14 protein-coding genes are annotated in these 15,696 nt (G+C 74.0%); 11 read left to right on the top strand and 3 right to left on the bottom strand.

The annotated features are described in order from the left end of the window. Positions 1 to 208: 208 nt before the first annotated feature. The 3 genes from DEF28_RS24040 (at position 209) to DEF28_RS24030 (ending at position 3,252) form a co-directional block, all read left to right on the top strand. The gene (locus tag DEF28_RS24040; RefSeq protein ID WP_114400387.1) at positions 209 to 961 is read left to right on the top strand and encodes an HNH endonuclease family protein; all 753 of its coding nucleotides are present in this window, start codon (positions 209 to 211) and stop codon (positions 959 to 961) included. 285 nt (positions 962 to 1,246) lie between these two features. Further along, positions 1,247 to 1,813, top strand: coding sequence for a GNAT family N-acetyltransferase (locus DEF28_RS24035; protein ID WP_114400386.1), 567 nt, complete (start codon positions 1,247 to 1,249; stop codon positions 1,811 to 1,813). Positions 1,814 to 1,947: 134 nt separating this feature from the next. After that, positions 1,948 to 3,252, top strand: coding sequence for a phosphoribosyltransferase family protein (locus DEF28_RS24030; RefSeq protein ID WP_114400385.1), 1,305 nt, complete (start codon positions 1,948 to 1,950; stop codon positions 3,250 to 3,252). Positions 3,253 to 3,477: 225 nt separating this feature from the next. Here DEF28_RS24030 and DEF28_RS24025 read toward each other — a convergent pair whose 3' ends face one another. Both DEF28_RS24025 and DEF28_RS24020 read right to left on the bottom strand, forming a co-directional pair. Continuing rightward, complete coding sequence (locus DEF28_RS24025; protein WP_258862676.1) at positions 3,478 to 3,777, bottom strand: WhiB family transcriptional regulator; 300 nt, start codon at positions 3,775 to 3,777, stop codon at positions 3,478 to 3,480. A gap of 571 nt (positions 3,778 to 4,348) precedes the next feature. Continuing rightward, positions 4,349 to 5,026 carry an MBL fold metallo-hydrolase gene (locus DEF28_RS24020; protein WP_114400384.1) on the bottom strand — a complete coding sequence of 226 codons (678 nt, stop codon included), beginning with the start codon at positions 5,024 to 5,026 and terminating at the stop codon, positions 4,349 to 4,351. A 376-nt stretch (positions 5,027 to 5,402) separates the two neighbouring features. Here DEF28_RS24020 and DEF28_RS24015 point away from each other — a divergent pair, with 376 nt between their 5' ends. The 6 genes from DEF28_RS24015 to DEF28_RS23990 all read left to right on the top strand — a co-directional run bounded on the left by DEF28_RS24015 (position 5,403) and on the right by DEF28_RS23990 (position 12,416). Then, positions 5,403 to 5,810, top strand: coding sequence for a YccF domain-containing protein (locus tag DEF28_RS24015; RefSeq protein WP_114400383.1), 408 nt, complete (start codon positions 5,403 to 5,405; stop codon positions 5,808 to 5,810). Between the two features lie 207 nt (positions 5,811 to 6,017). Then, positions 6,018 to 7,361, top strand: coding sequence for an AI-2E family transporter (locus DEF28_RS24010; protein ID WP_233515508.1), 1,344 nt, complete (start codon positions 6,018 to 6,020; stop codon positions 7,359 to 7,361). Positions 7,362 to 7,530: 169 nt separating this feature from the next. Beyond that, on the top strand, positions 7,531 to 9,129 hold the full coding sequence (locus tag DEF28_RS24005; protein ID WP_114400381.1) for an ABC-F family ATP-binding cassette domain-containing protein: 1,599 nt from the start codon (positions 7,531 to 7,533) through the stop codon (positions 9,127 to 9,129). Positions 9,130 to 9,329: 200 nt separating this feature from the next. Then, complete coding sequence (locus DEF28_RS24000) at positions 9,330 to 9,542, top strand: helix-turn-helix domain-containing protein (RefSeq protein ID WP_114400380.1); 213 nt, start codon at positions 9,330 to 9,332, stop codon at positions 9,540 to 9,542. Between the two features lie 158 nt (positions 9,543 to 9,700). Continuing rightward, on the top strand, positions 9,701 to 10,531 hold the full coding sequence (locus tag DEF28_RS23995; RefSeq protein WP_114400379.1) for an enoyl-CoA hydratase/isomerase family protein: 831 nt from the start codon (positions 9,701 to 9,703) through the stop codon (positions 10,529 to 10,531). Positions 10,532 to 10,844: 313 nt separating this feature from the next. Then, the gene (locus DEF28_RS23990; RefSeq protein WP_114400378.1) at positions 10,845 to 12,416 is read left to right on the top strand and encodes a DEAD/DEAH box helicase; all 1,572 of its coding nucleotides are present in this window, start codon (positions 10,845 to 10,847) and stop codon (positions 12,414 to 12,416) included. Between the two features lie 70 nt (positions 12,417 to 12,486). On the opposite strand, the gene DEF28_RS23985 is transcribed toward DEF28_RS23990, so the two are convergent. Beyond that, the gene (locus DEF28_RS23985) at positions 12,487 to 12,834 is read right to left on the bottom strand and encodes a hypothetical protein (RefSeq protein ID WP_114400377.1); all 348 of its coding nucleotides are present in this window, start codon (positions 12,832 to 12,834) and stop codon (positions 12,487 to 12,489) included. Positions 12,835 to 12,963: 129 nt separating this feature from the next. Between DEF28_RS23985 and DEF28_RS23980 the strand changes: the two genes are divergently transcribed. Together DEF28_RS23980 and DEF28_RS23975 are read left to right on the top strand one after the other, a co-directional pair. Further along, positions 12,964 to 14,868, top strand: coding sequence for an ABC transporter ATP-binding protein (locus DEF28_RS23980; protein WP_114400376.1), 1,905 nt, complete (start codon positions 12,964 to 12,966; stop codon positions 14,866 to 14,868). Positions 14,869 to 14,965: 97 nt separating this feature from the next. Then, a partial coding sequence (locus tag DEF28_RS23975; RefSeq protein ID WP_147280252.1) for an NADP-dependent oxidoreductase occupies positions 14,966 to 15,696 on the top strand: 731 nt, incomplete at its 3' end.

Here is a 15,696-nt window from a genome sequence, read left to right as displayed (position 1 = left end):
CCGTCGGGCGGCGGCGATCCGGCCCAGGGGGCCGCCACGGACGCGCCGCCCGACGGGGGCGGTCCGGCGACCCCGCGGACGGGGGAGTGAGAGCAGAAGCACCGGCCGGCCAGTAGGCGCTTTCCGACGCGGTCCGGCATCCTCGTAGGGTCCGGCGCGTCCCCCCACCCTCCGTTCCCCCGATCCCGCGCCGGCCAGGTGAGAACAGATGCCACGCTCGTCCCGTCCCGCCGCCAGACAGTCCGACCGGGGACGTCTGGCCGGGGTGTTCGCCTCCGTCGTCGCCGTCATCGCGCTGGCGGCGCTCATATCCGCCCTCACCGGCCGCGACTTCTTCGCCGGCCTGCGCGAGCTGACCGGCGATGGTCCGCAGGCCGGCGGCACGGCCGCCCCCTCGCAGGCACCGGCACCGCCGGCCGACGTCCGCGAGGCACGCGAGGTGCTGGCCGGGATCGAGGTCGCCGAGCCCCGGCCGCGCGGCGACTACGAGCGCGACGAGTTCGGCAGCGGGTGGGTGGACACCGACGGCAACGGCTGCCCGACCCGGCACGACGTGCTCGCCCGGGACCTCGACGACGCCGTCGTGGAGAGCGACTGCCGGGTGGTCGCCGGGGTGCTGGACGACCCCTACACCGGTGAGCGCATCGAGTTCTCCTCCGACGACCCGCAGGCGGTGCAGATCGACCACGTGGTGCCGCTCTCGCTGGCCTGGCGGATGGGCGCCGACGAGTGGGACCGGGACCGGCGGGTGGAGTTCGCCAACGACTTCGGCAACCTGCTGGCGGCCGACGGGCCGGCCAACGGCGAGAAGAGCGACTCCGGTCCGGCGGAGTGGCAGCCCTACGCCGGCTACCGCTGCTCCTACGCCCTGTCCTACATCGACGTGACGCACCGCTACGGACTCCCGCTCGCCGCCGAGGACCGCGACGCCCTGGCCGGCATGCTCGACACCTGCGCCTGACGCGCGGCGGCGCGTCCCGGTCGGATCCGGCCGGGGCGGACCGCCTCCGCGCTTCGGGAGCGCTCCCAAGGTGGGGGTGCGGCCGCCCGGCGCCGCCGCGGAACCGCGCCGCGCGGGATCGGCCGTTCCGGTCCGCTCCGACGCGTGCACGGGGGTTGCGCGCACACGGCCGGACCTACTTATGATCCTGCGGAGCCGTCCGCGTACCACCCCCTGCCGCCCCGCTCCCCGCCCCGCACGACCGCGTCCCGCTCGACCATCGCATGACGACCGGAGCCCCCACCGATGATCGACCCGACCGCCTTGCGCGACAAGCCGACGCTGAGCGGTGAGCGCGTCCGACTCGTGCCGCTGACCGAGGAGCACGCCGAGGCCCTCTTCGAGGCGACGCGCAACGACGAGATCCGCCGGCTCACCGGAACGCACCGCCGGTGGAGCCGGGAGGAGGTGCGGCAGTGGTGCCGGGAGCGCGCCCGGCAGCCCGACCGGGTGGACCTCGCGATCGTGGACCGGCCCGGGAACCGCTTCGTCGGCGAGCTCTCGCTCATGGAGGTCGACGCCGCCAACGAGAGCGCCGCCTACCGCATCTCGCTCTCCGGCATCGAGTTCACCGGCCAGGGGCTCGGCAAGGAGGCCACCCGCCTGATGCTGCGCTACGCCTTCGAGCGGATCCGGCTGCACCGGGTCTGGCTGGAGGTGTTCGCGTTCAACATGCGCGCGATCGCCACCTACCGCGCCTGCGGGTTCACCGTGGAGGGGCGGCTGCGCGACGCGCTGCTCTGGGAGGGCCGCCGGCACGACGCCCTGCTCATGGCGGCGCTGGAGCACGACTTCCGCACGGCGGACGGCTGACCCCTCCCACGGGGGAGATGCCGGTTCGTGGCGGGACTTTTGCGGATTGCCGGGGTTGGGAGGTTCCCGCCGGCGGGTATGCCGGTGGGCATCCCGCTCACCGAGGCCCCGCGCCCAGAGTGCCGTAGGACGCCGTGAATCCGGTACCCGTTTCGCTTCCCTTCGCCGACCGAGCCGAGGCCGGGCGACGCCTCGCCGACCGGGTGCGGGCGCTCGCCGTCACCGACCCGATCGTGGTGGCGCTCCCGCACGGCGGCATCGCGGTCGGGGCGGAGCTCGCCCGCCGGCTCCGGCTGCCGCTGGACGTGCTGGTGGTGCGCGAGATCGGCCTGCCGGGGCACCCCGAACTCGGCGTCGGCGCCATCGCGGAAGACGGCCGGGTCTGCTTCGATGACGCGATCCTCGCCCGGCTGGGCGTCCCCCGCGAGCGGTTCGCCGCCACGGTGGCGGCCGAGCAGGCCGAACTCGCCCGCCGGCTGGAGGTCTACCGCGCGGGCGGCCCGGCGCCGCGGCTCACCGGGCGCGACGTCATCGTGGTGGACGACGGCGCCGCCACCGGCGGCACCGCCCGGGCGGCTCTGCGCATGGCGCGCCGCCAGAAGCCGGCGCGCCTCGTCCTGGCGGTCCCGGTCGCGTCGCCGGCCGCGGTGGAGGGGCTGCGCTCGGAGGCCGACCACCTCGTCGTGCTGACCGTCCCGGAGAACTTCCGGGCGGTGCGGGAGTGGTACCGCGACTTCGGCCGGCCCGCCGACGAGCAGGTCAGCGCCGTCCTCTCCGAACTGCGCGACCTCGGCCCCGGGACCGAGTCGGAGCGCGCGGTGCGGGTGCGGGCGCGCGACGTCCACCTCGACGGCGACCTGGTCATGCCGTCCACCGCGCGGGGCGCGGTGGTGTTCGCCCTGGGGCGCGAGCGGGCCAGCCCGCGGCTGCGCGCGGTCGCCGCGGCCGTCCGGCAGGCCGGGCACGCGACGCTGCTGCTCGACCTCGTCACCGAGGAGGAGGCGCGCCTCGAGGAGGAACCGGCCGGCGAGGGCCCGCGGACCGCCCTGCTGGCCGAGCGGCTGGAGGCCGCGGTGCGCTGGCTGCGCCGGGCGGCGGCGCCCGCGAGCCGGCCGGTCGGGCTGTTCGGCGCCGACGCGGGATCCGCGGCGGCCCTGGTCGCCGCCGCGAACCGGGCGGAGGACATCGCGGCGGTCGTGACGTACGGCGGCCGCATCGACCTCGCCGGCACGGCGCTGCCCGGAGTGCGCGCCCCGACGCTGGTGCTGCTCGAGAGCGGGGAGTCGTTCCTGCGGGAGCTGGCGGAGTGGGCGCTCGGCCGGATCGGCGCGCCGCACGAGATCCGCGCGGTCCCGGGCACCGAACGCCTGCTCGGACGTCCGGGCGAGTGGCGGGAGGCGGGCACCGCCGCGGCCGAGTGGTTCGGCCGGCACCTGTGAGCCGTGCTCCGGGCCGCGGCGGACGTGCCGGAGGCGCCCGGCCGTCATCGGCACCGGAGGGACCGCGACGCGCGGGGCAGACAGAACCGCAGACAGAACCGCGGCGCCGCCGTCGGCCGGGTGGGGCCGTCGGCGGCGCCGCGGGAAGCGGACGAGAGGGCCGCTGTGAGGAAGGTCGTCACGGATTACGTGAACGCCGCGGTTCTGCCCGGGGCGGGTGTCGGATCAGGCTGCGTTGGCGCGACGCATGCGGCGACGCCGCTCGGACGCGCGCTCGTCCTCGTTCAAGCCACCCCACGTGCCGTACTTCTCGGGACGCGAGATCGCGTAGTCGAGACATTCGGTACGGACAGGGCACTGAGCGCAGATCTCCTTGGCCTTGCGCTCGCGAATCTCCCGCTCCGGCTGGCGCTCGCCATCCGGGCCGAAGAACAGCACAAGGTCCTCGCCCCGGCACGCGGCGGCATCCTGCCACCCCCAGCTCGGGCGGGGGCGCAGCGCGGCCTGCCGACGTACCTGAGACATGGTTGAACCACCTCTACTGAAATCGCTAGTAAGCTGTTCGAAGCCGAGTAACAAACAAGGTCGTGCAGCGTGAGCTACCCCGCATGACGCCAACGCCACGCGGTGCTTCGGTGTTCCCCGGTGTGGTTGAGACCACGGCGGCGCAGATCCGCCGAAGCCGGCGGGCGCTCACGCGATAGGCCGCGGAGGCGGTGACGCTCTCCCTGGCGGCCGGTAAGTAATCATGCCATCCCCACTCCCGATCGCGCACGGGGGGTGGGGAAATTACTCGCTCAACCGTTACTGAAATTCCGGCTCTGCAGCCCGTTCTCGGATCGTCTGTCCGGGTTTTCGGTGGAATCGGAGGTCCGACGGTTACGCCGGATATGGCACATCGTATGCCGGTTTTCGGCTCCCGGCCAGGGCGGAAACCTGATGCGCGGGTCACACCCCCCGGCCGCGCACCGGCTGCGGGGACTCCCGCTCGCGCGGCCGCTGCGGCGATGTGCCCGGACCGGAACCGCTGTTTCGGGGCGCCGGGGCGGGGGTGTCGACTTGCCCCGCCCACGCGCCGGGTGTATGAGGGCCGCCGCTACCCGGCCGCGCCGCCACCCGGCCCCGCCGGCTCCAGCGACTCGCCGGGCGCGAGCGGCACGAACCCGCCCTCGGGCAGGCCCAGCGCGGCCATCCGCCGGTAGACCGAGAGCCCGGTGCTGTTCAGCAGGCCGTCGTGGACGGGCACCGCCCGGGGCGCGCCGACCGCGCGGGCGTAGTCGATCACTTCGCTCACCTTCGACCAGGGCGCGTTCACCGGCAGGAACAGCGTGTCCACCGCGTCCTGCGGGACCGTGAGCGCGTCGCCGGGATGGAACACCGCGGCGCCGCCCGCCCGGACCCGGAAGCCGACGTTGGGGATGACCGGGATGTCGGGGTGGATCACCGCGTGCCGCTCGCCGTACACGTGCACCTCGAACCCCGCGACCTCCAGCGCGTCGCCGTGCGCGACCGGCACGACCGCCACCCCGCGGTCGCGCAGCTCGCCGAGCTGGGCCGCGACGCTCGCGTGGGCGTAGATCCGCAGTCCCGGGTTGGCGTCGGCCGCGGCCCGCAGCCGGTCCGGCGCGAGGTGGTCCACGTGCTCGTGGGTGATGGCGACGGCGTCGGCGCCCACGGCGGCGTCGGGCTCGCTGAACCCGCCGGGGTCGATGACGAGGACCGCACCGCCGTGCTCCAGCCGCACGCACGAGTGCCCCTGTTTGGTGATGCGCACGATGTCCTCCCGCCGGCGTGGCGCTGCTCGGTTCCCTGGGGCCCAGCCTAACTTCGCGGCACGGTCCCCCGGTCCCGGCGCGCGGCGGACGGCGGCGCCCCGCGACACCGGTCGCCACCGCGGACGTGGGCCTGCCCCGTCCGGGCGGTCCCCACACCTGGACGGAGCGGTCGCCAGCTCCGCGGCCGCCGCCCGTGTACGGCCGGTCCCCTAGGGGAGGAATACGGGTGCCGCCCCGGAACTCGCCCGCGGGCCGCGACGTCTGAGCGGGTACGCCGCCGGCTCCGCCGCGCGCGGGCCGGCGGAGAGGACGGACACGACCGCTACCACAGCGACCGCGCCAGCGGCGCGAAACACAGAGGGAGTACGGACGACAGTGGGACTGCTGCGCCTGATTCTGAACATCATCTGGCTCTTCGTGGCCGGGTTCTGGCTGGCCGTGGGCTACGCCGTCGCCGGTCTCATCTGCTGCGTCCTGATCGTCACGATCCCGTTCGGGGTCGCGTCGTTCCGGATGGCCAACTACGCGTTCTGGCCGTTCGGCCGCGAGCTGGTGCGCCGGTCGGACGCCGGTGCCGCGAGCACGGTGGGCAACGTCATCTGGATCATCGTCGCGGGGTGGTGGCTGGCGATCGGCCACATCGCCACCGCGCTCGGCCTGGCCGTCACCATCGTCGGCATCCCCATGGCGTGGGCGTCGCTGAAGATGATCCCGGTGGCCCTCGCCCCCTTCGGCAATGAGATCGTCTCCAGCGAGACCCGCCGGGAGCCCTGGCAGATCTGACCACCGGGCGGCCCGCCAGGCGGCGCGGGCGGGCGGGACCGTGCGGCTGCCGGCCCGGGCCGCCCGGCGCGGGTGCGTGACACGGCGGGGCGCGCCGCTACGGTCGGAGTAGCGGAGAATGGGCGGCATCCGAAAGGCAGTGGGGGAATGAGACCCGGCATGCGAGTGACCCGACCGAGCGAATGGTCGTTCGTGAGGAGACGGAAGATGGCACCACCGACCCCGCCGGCCGCCGCGGCCCCGCCGCCTCCGGAGCCGCAGCAGGACGACCTGCTGCACAGGCTGAGCGACGCCGCCTGGCGGATCCTCGTGGTCGGCGTGGTCCTGGCGCTGCTGCTGTGGGGCGCGGCCTACATCGGGGTCGTGGTCATCCCGGTGATCTTCGCGGTCTTCATCACCGCCCTGCTGATGCCGCCCGCGAACTGGCTGCGGCGCCGCGGGCTCAGCCGGGGCTCCTCCACCACCATCACCGTCCTGGGCGGGCTGGTCGTGCTCGGCGGCGTCATCACACTCGTCGTGCAGCCGGCCATCGCCGGCTTCGCCGACCTCGTGGACAGCGTCTCGCAGGCGCTGACCCAGCTGGAGGGCGTGGCCGCGGCGCTCGGGCTGGACACCCCGACGCTGAACCAGCTCGTCGACCAGGCGTGGAGTGAGATCCAGAACAACAGCAGCCAGCTCGTCAGCGGAGCCTGGGCCGGGGCGCTGGTGGTCGGCGAGGTGCTCGTCGCGATCGTGCTGACACTGGTGCTGACGGTCTACTTCGTGCACTCCGGCGACCAGCTCGTGCAGTGGGTGGTCGAGCTCTTCCCGCGTGGCACCCGCCGGGCGCTGAAGGCGGCGTCCCACGTCACCTACGACGTGATGGGCCGCTACGTGCGCGGGGTGGCCCTCGTCGGGCTGTTCGACGCCGTCTTCATCGGCATCGTGCTGCTCATCGTGCTGGACACCAACCTCGCGATCCCGCTGATCGTGCTGACCTTCGTCGGCGCCTTCCTCCCGGTGGTCGGGGCCTTCCTGTCCGGCCTGCTGTCCACCCTCGTGGCGTTCGTGGCCGAGGGGTGGGTCATCGCGCTGGTCGTGCTCGGGGCCGTGGTGCTGGTGCAGCAGCTGGAGAGCCACCTCTTCGCCCCGCGGGTGTACGGCAAGGCGCTGGACCTGCCGTCCGCGGTGGTGCTGCTGGCCATCGCGATCGGCTCCATCGTCGGAGGCATCATCGGTACCTTCCTCGCCACTCCGATCGCGGCGGTGCTCGCCGCGCTGCTGCGCAACCGGCCCTTCACCGCGGTCGAGGGCGAGGGGAAGCCGGGCGAGGCGGCGAAGAAGACGAAGAAGGAGGAGGTGGCGGCGTCCGGGGCAGCCGCGGCCGGCGGCACGCCTGCCGAGCGCGGGGCCGCCGGTCCGGCTCCCGGCGGAGCGGCGCCCGCCGTGGGGGCGGCGCCGCCCAGCACCCCGGCCGGCCCCGAGGCCCCGCGCGTGGCGGGCCGCCGGGCGTCTCCGGCGGCCCGCCGCCGTTTGCCCCGCCGGCCACGGCGGTGCCGGGGGAGCGGATAACCAGGCGCGCACCGCGGCGGCAGCGGTTAGGCTGGACGGCGTGCGTGTGACTCCGGACTGATCCGCGCCGCGCCGCCGGGCCTCCGCTGTGCCCCGCGCCGGCCGGGCCGCGACCCCGGCATCCGACCGTCCCCTCCCGCACACGCTCTCGCGAGAAAGTTCTCCCTTCATGCTCATCGCCTCCGAACTCGAGATCCGCGTGGGCGCGCGGCAGCTGCTGCAACCCACCACCCTGCGCGTCGCCGCGGGCGACCGCATCGGGCTGGTCGGCCGCAACGGCGCCGGCAAGACCACGCTCACCAAGGTGCTCGCGGGGGAGGGGCTGCCGGCCGCCGGTACGGTGACCAACGGCGGCACCATCGGCTACCTCCCCCAGGATCCGCGCACCGGCGACCTCGACGTCATCGCCCGCGACCGCGTGCTCTCGGCCCGCGGCATCGACGAGGTGCTGCGCAAGATGCGCGCCGCCGAGCAGAAGATGACGAGCGACAACCCGCGCATCCGCGACCAGGGCGTGCGGGCCTACAGCCGGATGGAGGATCGGCTGCACGTGCTCGGCGGGTACGCCGCCGAGTCCGAGGCCGCGTCGATCGCCACCAGCCTGGGGCTGCCCAACCGGGTGCTGGGCCAGCCGCTGCACACCCTGTCGGGCGGCCAGCGCCGCCGGGTGGAGCTCGCGCGCATCCTGTTCAGCGGCGCCGACACCCTGCTGCTGGACGAGCCGACGAACCACCTCGACGGCGACTCGATCGCCTGGCTGCGCGACTTCCTGAAGTCGCACCAGGGCGGGCTGATCGTCATCAGCCACGACGTCGAACTCATGGAGCACGCGGTCAACAAGGTGTTCTACCTCGACGCCAACCGCTCCGTCATCGACGTGTACAACATGGGATGGCGCGCCTACCTCGCCCAGCGCGAGGCCGACGAGCGCCGCCGCCGGCGCGAGCAGGCCAACGCGGAGAAGCAGGCGTCGGCGCTGCAGAAGCAGGCGGACCGGTTCCGCGCGAAGGCGACCAAGGCCAAGGCGGCCCAGCAGATGGAGCAGCGCGCGGAGCGCATCCTCGGCTCGGTGTCGGGCCTGCGCCAGAGCGACCGGGTGGCCAAGCTGCGCTTCCCCGACCCCGCGCCCAGCGGCCGCACCCCGCTGATGGCCTCCGGGCTCTCCAAGTCCTACGGGTCGCTGGAGGTGTTCGCCGGCGTGGACCTCGCCATCGACCGGGGCAGCCGCGTGGTCATCCTCGGCCTCAACGGCGCGGGCAAGACGACGCTGCTGCGGATCCTGGCCGGGGTGGAGGAGCCGGACACGGGCGAGGTGGTGCCGGGGCACGGACTCCGGCTCGGCTACTACGCGCAGGAGCACGAGACGCTGGACGTGGAGCGCTCGGTGCTGGAGAACATGATGTCGGCCGCCCCGGACCTGCCCGAGGTGGAGGCGCGGCGCACACTCGGCTCCTTCCTGTTCACGGGGGACGACGTCGACAAGCCCGCGGGGGTGCTGTCGGGCGGGGAGAAGACCCGGCTGGCGCTGGCCACGCTGGTGGTCTCCAGCGCGAACGTACTGCTGCTCGACGAGCCGACGAACAACCTCGATCCGGCCAGCCGCGAGGAGATCCTCAGCGCGCTGCGTAACTACAAGGGGGCCATCGTGCTGGTCACCCACGACGAGGGTGCGGTCGAGGCACTGCAGCCAGAACGGGTCATTCTGCTGCCGGATGGGGTGGAAGACATCTGGAACACGGAGTTCGCCGACCTCATCGCGCTCGCCTGACCTGCCGATTCGGCACTTCGGCGAAGACGACGCGCGATGGGGGGGATCGGTTGACATCCTCCTGGTTTCGGACGGGTATTGGAGGTGCCCGAAACCCGCGACACGCCGGCTTTCCGGTCTCAGTGGGTAGCCAGCCGCCGCGCCATGGCTGATCATTGGCAGCAATGTCGCTTCGGTCGCCAAGAGCACAGGAGGTACTCGTGGCCGAGACCCTGAGAAAGGGCACCCGCGTGACAGGAACCGAGCGTTCGCAGCTCGCTACCGAACTGAAGAAGCGCTACGACGACGGCGAGAGCATCCGGTCGCTGGCCGCCTCGACCGGCCGGTCCTACGGGTTCGTGCATCGTCTGCTCACTGAGGCGGGGGTGAGTCTGCGTGGCCGCGGCGGGGCCACGCGCCGGACACAGAACTGACCGACGGGCGCATGCGAGCACCCCCGATCCGGCCGGTGACCGGCCGGTGTCCCCTTCCGCCCCGCGTCAGCGGCGGCGGCCCGCGCCCCTCGGGAGCACGGGGACTCGGCGGGGAATCCGGAGGAGCCGGCGAGGCGGACGGGTGAGCGGAGGCAGGCATGGCGGAGGCGCCGACCCCCACGACGGAGGAGCTGGCGGCGGCGGGACTGCGGCTGGAGATCGACGGCCCGGTCGCGACCATCACGCTGGCGCGTCCTGAGCGGCGCAACGCCATGACTGGACGGACGTGGACCATGCTGGCCCACATTGGCCATAGCTTGCCGCCATCTGTCCGTATTGTTGTGATTACCGGTGCGGGGCCGTCGTTCTCCGCCGGGATCGATCTCGCGATGTTCGGTCCCGACGACGTGGACGGCGAACCCTCCCTGCTCCGCACGATCCGGGAGCGGCCCGAGGACCGGGCGGCCGTGGAGGCCGTCATCGCGGGCTACCAGGCGGGGTTCCTCTGGTTGCGCCGACCCGGCATCGTGTCCGTCGCCGCCGTGCGCGGGCACGCCATCGGGGCCGGCCTGCAACTGGCGCTCGCCTGCGACGTCCGCGTCCTCTCCGACGACGCGCGGCTGTGCATGAAGGAACCGGCCCTCGGCCTGGTTCCGGACCTCACCGGGACCAAGCCGCTGGTGGACCTGGTCGGGGTCAACCGCGCGATCGAGCTGTGCCTGACGGCCCGCACGGTCGGCGCGGAGGAGGCGCGCGAGCTGCGGCTCGCCGAGCTGGTGGTCCCCGGCGCCGAACTGGAGACAGCCGTCGAGGACCTCGTCGCCGCGCTGCTCGCCACCCCCGCCGCGGCCGCCACCGCCACCAAGGCGCTGCTGACCCGGGCACCGGGCAGCTCCCTCGCGGACCAGGCGCGGGCCGAACGCGCCGCGCAGACCGACCTGCTCGTCTCGCTCGCCGCCGCGACCGGGACCGAGGCCGGCAGGTCCTGACCGTCGGCCCGCCGCCGGTCCGGCCGCGTCCCCCGGGAGCGCCGCGCCGGCCGGCGGCGCGCCGGATCCGCCCCGGAGGGCGGAACATCCAGTGTCGCTTACCGGTTATGACGGGTTGTCTAGTACGATGCTGAAGGCGGTCAATTCGTGCTGCGCGCATCCGGCGCGCCGGGCCGCCTGGCGACGGGGACGGTCTCTGCAGACTCCCGTGTCGCGTTTACCCGGCGCGTTTGTGTGATTTCTTCGTGGTTCCCCTGTGGCCCCGGAGCCTTCCTCGAAACGCTGCCGATCGACTGAGGAAGGTTTACGTCACTTGACGGACACTACCGGCGCTGTCGCATGTCCACCTTTTGATGATCTCGGGCTCCCCGCGAAGATCGTCGACAAACTGGCGCAGAACGGTGTCACCACCCCGTTCCCCATCCAGGCCGCCACCATCCCCGACGCCCTCTCCGGCCGCGACGTGCTCGGCTGCGGCCGCACCGGCTCCGGCAAGACCCTGGCCTTCGGCCTGCCGCTGCTCGTGCGGGCCGGCGAGCGCCGCGCCTCGGCGCGCCGCCCCCGCGGCCTGGTGCTCGTGCCGACCCGCGAGCTCGCTCACCAGGTGCGCGACGCCCTGGAGCCCTACGCCCACACGCTGGGCGTCCGGGTCGGCGACGTCGTGGGAGGCAGCTCCTACACCCGCCAGATCAACGAGCTGCGCCGCGGCGTCGACGTGCTCGTCGCCACCCCCGGCCGGCTCAGCGACCTCATCGAGCAGGGCGCGTGCGAGCTGGGCGACGTCATCGTCTCGGTGCTGGACGAGGCCGACCAGATGTGCGACATGGGCTTCATGCCGCAGGTCAGCGAGCTGCTGGACCAGGTGCGCGAGGGCGGGCAGACCCTGCTGTTCTCCGCCACCCTCGACGGCGACGTCGACACCCTGGTCCGCCGCTACATGACCGACCCCGAGACGCACTCCGTCGACCCGCCGGTCTCCCAGGTCACCACCATGGAGCACCACCTGCTCAAGGTGCTGCCCCGCGACAAGAACCGGATCGTCACCCACATCGCCGCGCGCGACGGCCGCACCATCCTGTTCGTGCGCAGCAAGCACCGCGCCGACAGCATCAGCGAGCAGCTCGTGAACGCCGGCGTCCCGGCCGCCTCGCTGCACGGCGGCAAGACGCAGAGCGTCCGCACCAAGACGCTCGCCAAGTTCCGCGAGGGGCGGATCCAGGCGCTGGTCGCCACGGACGTCGCCGCGCGCGGCATCCACGTGGACGGCATCGACCTCGTCGTCAACGTCGACCTGCCCACCGGCCACAAGGACTACCTGCACCGCGGCGGGCGCACCGCGCGCGCCGGGGAGTCCGGCCGCGTGGTCTCGATCGTGGCGCCCAACCAGCGCCGCCAGGCCCGGCGGCTGCTCAGCGACGCCGGGGTCGACGCCAAGCAGCACCTGATCAACCCCGGTGACGACCTGCTCACCGAGGTCACCGGGGCCCGCGAACCCTCCTGGGAGCCGTGGATCGAGCCGCCGGAGCCGGAGCGTCCCCGCCGGGGCCGCGGCGGTCCGCGCCAGCGGCGCAACGGCTACGGCCGCCCGCGCGGCGACCGCCGGGACTTCGACGACCGCGGCCGGGGCGGCGACCCCCGCGGCCGGGGCGGCGAGGGGCGCCGGTTCGACGGAGAGCACCGGCCGTTCCGGGACGACCGGCCGCGCCGCGACGACCGCCCGGGCTGGCGCGCCGACGACCGCCCCCGCCGTGAGGACCGCCCGGTCTCGCGCGGCGATGAGCGGCGGCGCGAGGACCGGCCGTGGCGCGGAGAGGACCGCCGCGGCGGCCGCAAGCCGTTCCAGCGCAACGGCGAGCGGCACAGTCCGGGCACCTCGCGCGCCTGACACCCGCACATGACCGACGGCCGGCCCCCTGGAGGGGGCCGGCCGTCGGCGTCTGACGGACGGCCGCGCGCTAGCGCGGCGGCTGGGGCCGCGTCCGCACCGGGTCGGTGGCGGGTTCCCGGTGCAGTGGTGTGGTGTGCGGCTCCTCGCGCTCGGTGCGGGGCTCGTCGAGGACGACATCGCGCAGGATGCCGAGCGCGAGCGCCGCGGCACCGCCGGCGAGGAACGCGACCGACCCGCCCACGACGAGGGCCCACGACGGACCGAGCGTCAGACCCAGGCCAGCCGCCGTGAAGCCGGCGATCATCACCACCACCCCCACCCACGAGGTCCACCGGCCGCGGTGGGAGGTCCGTTCGGCGAGCGTGCCGCCCTCGGGCTGGTCACCGAGGACGGGGTGTTCGTCGGCTGAGTTCATCGGGTCACCTCCTCGGCTGCCCCTTCCCAGGCCGGGGCCGGTGAAACGCCGGTAACACGCCCTGGTATGACCGGTGTGGACCGAGCACCGCGGCCGGCCGCGGCCGCACAGGGACGAAGGAACGCGCGCATGCAGGGCCCCAACGCCACGTGGACCACCTTCCGGAGCTTCTCCCGGGACCGGGGGGTCACCGCCCAGCGGCTGCGCCCCGGCACCCTGCGGCGGATCGCCGCACACGCGCGCCCCCACCTCCGGCGGCTCGTGGTGTTCCTCGCCCTGACCGCGCTGGGCGGCGGCATCGTGGTGGCGACCCCGCTGCTCATGAAGGCCGTCATCGACGAGGGGGTCGTCCCGGGCGAGGTCGGGCGCGTGGCCTGGCTGGCCGCCGCCCTCGCCGGGCTGGCGCTGGTGGAGGCGGTGCTCACCCTGGTCCAGCGGTGGTACTCGGCGCGCATCGGCGAGGGGCTGATCTACGACCTGCGGACCCGGGTGTTCCGGCACGTGCAGCGGATGTCGATGGCGTTCTTCACCCGCACGCAGACCGGGGCGCTGGTCAGCAGGCTCAACACCGACGTCATCGGCGCGCAGCGAGCGCTGACCACCACGCTGTCCTCGCTGGTGTCCAACGCCGTCAGCCTGGTCCTGGTCCTCGCCGCCATGCTCGCGCTGTCCTGGCAGATCACCCTGCTCGTGCTGGCGCTGCTCCCGCTGTTCATCCTGCCGGCCAAGGCGTTCGGCCGACGGCTCGCCGGCATCACCCGTGAGCGCATGAGCCTGGACGCCGAGATGAGCTCGCTGATGACCGAGCGCTTCGGGGTCGGCGGCGCCATGCTCGTCAAGTTGTACGGCCGGCCGGAGGAAGAGGCGGCGGAGTTCGCCGCCCGCGCGGCGCGGGTGCGCGACATCGGCGTCACCTCCGCGATGTACAGCCGGGTCTTCTTCACCGGCCTCACCCTGGTGGCGGCGCTGGCCACCGCGCTCGTGTACGGGGTGGGCGGGTGGCTGGCCATCGGCGAGGGGCTGGAGCTCGGCACCCTCGTGGCGCTGGCCACACTGCTCACCCGGCTGTACGGCCCGCTGACCGCGCTGTCCAACGTGCACGTGGACGTGATGACCGCGCTGGTCAGCTTCGACCGCGTCTTCGAGGTACTCGACCTGGAGCCGGCCGTCACCGAGCGGCCGGACGCCCGGCCGCTGCCCGCGGGGCCGGTCGGCGTGGAGCTCGACGACGTGTCGTTCCGCTACCCGCGTCCCTCCGAGGTCGCACCGGCCTCGCTGGAGTCCACGGCCGCGGTGCTGGCCGGGGACGGCGGCGCGGCGGCCGGCGCGTGGGTGCTGGAGGGGGTCTCGCTGCGCGCCGAGCCCGGCGAGATGGTCGCGCTGGTCGGTCCGTCCGGCGCCGGCAAGACCACCCTCACGCACCTGGTGACGCGCCTGTACGACCCCGTGGAGGGGGCGGTGCGCATCGGCGGTGTGGACCTGCGTGCGGCCACCGCCGCCTCGCTGCGCGACACGGTCGGCGTGGTCACCCAGGACGCCCACCTGTTCCACGACACCGTCGCGGCGAACCTCCGCTACGCCCGGCCCGGTGCCGGCGACGGCGAACTGCTGGATGCGCTGCGCGCCGCGCGCCTGGAGCACCTGCTCTCGGAACTGCCGGACGGGCTGGACACCGTGGTGGGCGACCGCGGGTACCGGCTCTCCGGCGGCGAGCGGCAGCGGCTGGCCATCGCGCGGCTGCTGCTGAAGGCACCGGCGGTGGTGGTGCTGGACGAGGCGACCGCCCACCTGGACTCCGGCTCCGAGGCGGCCGTCCAGGAGGCCCTGGCGGCGGCGCTGCGCGGCCGCACCTCCCTCGTCATCGCGCACCGGCTGTCCACCGTGCGGGAGGCCGACCGCATCCTCGTGCTGGACGGCGGCCGGATCGTCGAGCGGGGCCGCCACGAGGAGCTGCTCGCCGCCGGCGGGCTGTACGCCCACCTGTACCGGACCCAGTTCGCGTCCCAGGAGCGTGGCGCGACGGGCGTGGTGTGAGCGGGACCGGAGCGGGCACGCCCACGTGAGGACCATGGACGGAACCGGATGCGGCCCACCGGTCCGGGGATCCACGACAGGGAGGGCGGAGGACACCATGCCAGTCACCAGCCGGGAGGTGCACCTGGTCGCACGGCCCGAGGGCGAGCCGAGACCGAGCGACTTCACCCTGGTCGAGCGGCTGCTGCCGGACCCGCGGGACGGCCAGCTGCTCGTGCGCAACACCGCGGTCTCCGTCGACCCCTACATGCGCGGCAAGATGAGCGGGATCCGCACCTACACCGACCCCTACGAGCTGGACGCGCCCATGGAGGGGGCGGCGGTCGGCGTCGTGGAGGCGTCCCGCGACGAGTCGTTCCCCGAGGGCACGGTCGTCGTGCACAACGCCGGCTGGCGGGACCGCGCCGTCGTGGAGGCGGCCCGGGTGCGCCCGGTCAACGTCACCGACACCATTCCAGCCACCGCCTACCTCGGCGTGCTCGGCACGACGGGGTTCACCGCCTACGTCGGCCTGCTGCACAAGGCGGGACTGCGGGAGGGCGACACCGTCTTCGTCTCCGGCGCGGCCGGCGCGGTGGGCAGCGTTGCCGGGCAGCTGGCGCGGCTCAAGGGCGCCGCGCGGGTGGTGGGCAGCGCGGGATCGGCGGAGAAGGTCCGCCACGTCACCCGCGATCTGGGCTTCGACGCCGCCTTCGACTACCGGGAGGGGCCGGTGGCTGGGCAGCTGGCGAAGGTGGCTCCGGAGGGGATCGACGTGTACTTCGACAATGTGGGGGGCGAGCAGTTGGAGGCGGCGATCGGGGCGGCGAGGGACTTCGCGCGGTTCGC

This window comes from Marinitenerispora sediminis, from assembly GCF_003336425.1.
Lineage (GTDB): Bacteria > Actinomycetota > Actinomycetes > Streptosporangiales > Streptosporangiaceae > Marinitenerispora > Marinitenerispora sediminis.
Note: the sequence above shows the minus strand (reverse complement) of the source record. Positions and strands in the feature narration are given on the sequence as shown.